At 50.7% G+C, this 3,700-nt stretch carries 4 protein-coding genes; all 4 read right to left on the bottom strand.

The genetic code is table 11. From position 1 onward, the window contains the following. Window positions 1-113: 113 nt before the first annotated feature. Genes GBM95_RS11275 through GBM95_RS11260 form a run of 4 tightly spaced genes read right to left on the bottom strand, consistent with a single transcriptional unit; the run spans window position 114 to window position 3,455 of the window. Window positions 114-1,586 (bottom strand): capsule biosynthesis protein, encoded by a 1,473-nt coding sequence (locus GBM95_RS11275; protein ID WP_152159186.1) that lies wholly within the window; start codon window positions 1,584-1,586, stop codon window positions 114-116. Next, window positions 1,570-2,235 (bottom strand): ABC transporter ATP-binding protein, encoded by a 666-nt coding sequence (locus tag GBM95_RS11270; protein WP_152159185.1) that lies wholly within the window; start codon window positions 2,233-2,235, stop codon window positions 1,570-1,572. Before GBM95_RS11270 ends, GBM95_RS11275 begins: the two co-directional genes overlap by 17 nt. Beyond that, window positions 2,232-3,020 carry an ABC transporter permease gene (locus tag GBM95_RS11265; RefSeq protein WP_152159184.1) on the bottom strand — a complete coding sequence of 263 codons (789 nt, stop codon included), beginning with the start codon at window positions 3,018-3,020 and terminating at the stop codon, window positions 2,232-2,234. Before GBM95_RS11265 ends, GBM95_RS11270 begins: the two co-directional genes overlap by 4 nt. Before the next feature lie 15 nt (window positions 3,021-3,035). Next, window positions 3,036-3,455, bottom strand: coding sequence for a DVU3141 family protein (locus tag GBM95_RS11260; protein WP_152159183.1), 420 nt, complete (start codon window positions 3,453-3,455; stop codon window positions 3,036-3,038). Window positions 3,456-3,700 lie beyond the last annotated feature (245 nt).

The following is a 3,700-nucleotide window of genomic DNA, read 5'->3' as shown; positions in this document are numbered from 1 at the left end:
CTGCATCGGCCGCAACCGCGCTCTGCGAGACGAGGACGGCAAGCGCCGCCGTCACCGCCGCGTTGAGAACCGTTTTCATCTTGTTGAAATCCTCATTTCTATTAATTCAAAAATCAGAAGCCAGCGTGCTCACGAACCGAAGCGACGATCAAACGAATCAGTCCATAAAGTAAAAGTAGCCCCAAGAACGTGCAAATCGTAAAAATCCATGGATTTGGATACCGCGATTCGTCTGGAAGCGTCGGCTGTTCAATCGGAACAATGTAGCGAGTCTTAGAAAGCAAGGACGCACGCGCTGTTTCCATAGCCGTCATGGCAGTGGTGAGTTGCTTCTTTGCGAATTCACTCTCAATCATCAGAGTTTCGTAGCCCGAAACCCAGGAGTTCAGAGCATCCTTCCCTTCCTGATTAACAAGACGCGCCTTCTCAGAGGCAAGTTGCTTTTCGAGGGCAGCCAAGCGACTCTGCATGTTTTTAAGCTGAGGCGCCGAGGCCTTCATATAAGACTGGGCTTCTTCGATCTCTGCGCGCAGTTTCGCGCGTTCACCTTCAAGTTCGAAAACGATCGTCTGCAAACCGGTGGCAGTCGCCTGCGGATCAAGATCGCGGTGCTGGTTGCGGAATTCCTCAAGCGCCTGCTGTGCTTTCGCTACACGATCCTTGGCGATTTCGACTTCTTTTTCAGAAAGTGCCAGCGTATCTTTGCGGGCTCGTTCGTTCATTTCGTTCACAAGCGCTTCGCTTCGCTTAAGAACCGCTTGAGAAATAGCCTGCGCCATAGCGGGGTCATACGCACGAACCGTATAGGTGACGATACCGTTGTCCGGATTGACAATGGGCTTGGAAACCCAATTCCAGAAAGTCTGCTTGTCCCAAAGCGTAGGAGAAGATGTCAAACGGCTGAGCCAATCCCACTCCGAGCTCGAGTAGTGATCAATGATCTTGAGCTCCTTATCGAGCGCTTCAAAAATGTCGGGCGAGCGGATATACGCCTCTACCACCTGGGCATCCTGAGTGGAGGAATTGGAAGTCTTCAAAAGCTGGGTTGCAATATCAACACCGTACGACTGTTCTGTCCCGGAACGAACGGCAAACTTAGTCTCTGAAACATACATCGGAGACCAAAGAAAAGCCGTGTAGACAAACACCAGCAACGTCGGCAACAAAACGAACAAGACCAGTTCGCGCTGAACAGGCGTAGCTTTAGCCCAGTATGTAGCTTTCATCTCGTTCTCATGCTTCGCTGTCGCCGCGGTTTGTCCCTGCGTCGCGGTTTGAACTGGACTCGCAGGCTGCGATGACTGGGACGGTCGACCTGGTTTTGAAACCTGTACCTGTGGAACCACTTCACCCGTCTGAGTCGGCTTTGAAGTCTGAGGAGATTGCGGAGACAACACTGCTTTCACTGCCTGCACAGGCTGAACGGGCTTAACCCCCTGAACCTGTTTAGTCGACTCAACGGGCTTTGTACTCTGAGCAGCTTGAGTCGGCTGAGCAGGCTTGGCTGTTGTTGAAGCTGACGTCTGTGCAACAGTCCCGGATTTTTGATCAGGTGTCGCCTGGTTAGGGTTAACTTCGTTTGGCATCACAAATTTCCGAATAGTGTTTGATTGCGTCTTCAAGAACCGGGTAGTAGACAAGCGTTCCGGCACTTAGAACAGCTCCGCAAACACAAGCTTGCCGAACTGCTGCTGTATTGTGCGAAACAAAAATGAGAGTCGCCTGAGCCGTCCGTTCTTTAAGTGCTCTGTTTGCTTTTGCCCTAAAAGCCGCATCGCCGACCGAAAAAGCTTCGTCTATCAGGTAGAAATCAAAACTGATCGCCATTGATAAGCCAAATGCGAGTTTACTTTTCATGCCTGACGAATACGTCTTGATCGGCATATCCAGATAGGGACCCAGCTCAGCGAAATCCTCGACATAAGCTGTCACCTTTTTGATATCAGCACCGTAAATCCTCGAAACAAAGCGCAGATTTTCCCTACCGGTCAGAGATCCGTGAAACCCACCCGAAAACCCAATCGGCCACGAAACACGCGATGTACGAATAACTCTCCCGCTGTCAGGGGGTTCCGCACCTCCGATGATTCGGATAAGTGTTGACTTACCTGCACCATTTAAACCCAAAATAGCAAGGTTCCGACCTTCTTCAATTCGAAGGTTGACATCGTTTAAAACAACGTGCTTGCCTTCCTTGAGCGGATACGACTTAAAGACATGCTGAAGCTCGATCATTGATCTTTCCTCCTAGATCGAGCGTATCTCTCGAGGAAGCCACCAACGACAAGCGATGTCAGCGTAAAGCAGACGAGATAAGTAACGCTCAAACCCTCCACGACATATGCATCGTGTAGGCTCATTCGCATGAGCTCAACAGCCTGCAAAATCGGATTGAGGAGCATGAAATTCGCCAGATCCTGCTTGAAAGCACTGACGGAAAAAAAGACTCCAGAAAGAAAAAAAGCTACTCTGAGCACCATGGGAACAAGTTTGCTGATGACCGGTACAAAGACCGCCAGTGACCCGCAAACCATACCAATACCCAACGCACAAAGCGGCGAACAGATCAAAACAACAAGCCCGGTGACAATTCCGTTGGGACGAAAGGCCGCCCCCAACAGGATGCTCGCGGCAACAATAAGAATCGTCGTCACAACCTGGGTCGCCGTGATCACAATAACTCGCGCAAACATGACATCGAATTCCGTGACCTGCGGGAAAGTCAGAAGTGCTCTGTTTGCATCAACCGCAGCCATTGTCTTGGTGATGCCATCTGAAAAAATACTCCACAGTCCGAATCCGATCGCCAGAAAAAGCGCCATGCTCATACCGCCAGGCGCATGTGCACCCATGTACGTACGCAGCGCCCAGAAAACGGCAATGCCGAAGACGCTCTGGATCAATACCCAGAGGTAGCCAAGCTTGCTGTTGCCGTTGATGGTGTGGATTTCACGAAGCATGAGTGCGCCAAGCACACGCCCTTGCACCACCAAGCCGCTCTGAATAACGGGCGAAGTCATTTCACCTCGTCTCGTTTAGAAGTTTCGCGGCACGACACGCCAGATACCGTCTTTACCAAGGCAAACGCCACACACAGAGGACGCATCCTTGTTGCGCACCTCAATACGCTTGCAATCTTCGCCAAGCGCATTCTTGTACGTTGCTACTGCGATCGCCTGTGCAAGTCCGATCGGCGTCGCTTGAATGACCGCGGCACCACCGCCCACTTCAAGCTTCGCAGCCGATGCCGCAAAACTCCGCTCGTTTTCGGTTTGAGAAGGATCGACAACAACTGCAGGCTGAGTCGGTACATGCTGCAAACCGCGCGGCGTGGATGAGCAACCGGCGAGAGTCAACAACGCACACGCGCCGAATACAATCTGCGTTGTCCTTAAAAAGGTTTGGTTCATCATTTTCTCAGCCAAAGATTTAAAAAATTGCGACCAGTTCTGCAAAACTTAATCCACAGGGAAACATCCATCTGTTCTTTATTCATTAGACGACTGCAAACATCTTCCGGCCGACAGAATTGTGATGTCTGCCAATCCCAATACCGCGGATAAAGAATTAAAGAACCCGCAACCAGTTCATCGATTATACGTGAATCATTAGATGTCATACTAACTTTCGCCACCCCTTCAACCTTTCATGGAGTGGCAAAACATGCGATATTCGCAGGAGTTCAAAGACAACGTCGTAG

Source organism: Sutterella seckii, from assembly GCF_009183815.1.
GTDB lineage: Bacteria > Pseudomonadota > Gammaproteobacteria > Burkholderiales > Burkholderiaceae_F > Sutterella > Sutterella seckii.
The sequence above is the reverse complement of the archived record's forward strand: the minus strand, read 5'-3'. Positions and strand labels throughout refer to the sequence as shown.

Excerpts from the sequence above, each read along its gene's own strand:
- GBM95_RS11270 (WP_152159185.1), bottom strand. The coding sequence starts at position 2,235 with ATGATCGAGCTTCAGCATGTCTTTAAGTCGTATCCGCTCAAGGAAGGC.
- GBM95_RS11265 (WP_152159184.1), bottom strand. The coding sequence starts at position 3,020 with ATGACTTCGCCCGTTATTCAGAGCGGCTTGGTGGTGCAAGGGCGTGTG.
- GBM95_RS11275 (WP_152159186.1), bottom strand. The coding sequence starts at position 1,586 with ATGCCAAACGAAGTTAACCCTAACCAGGCGACACCTGATCAAAAATCC.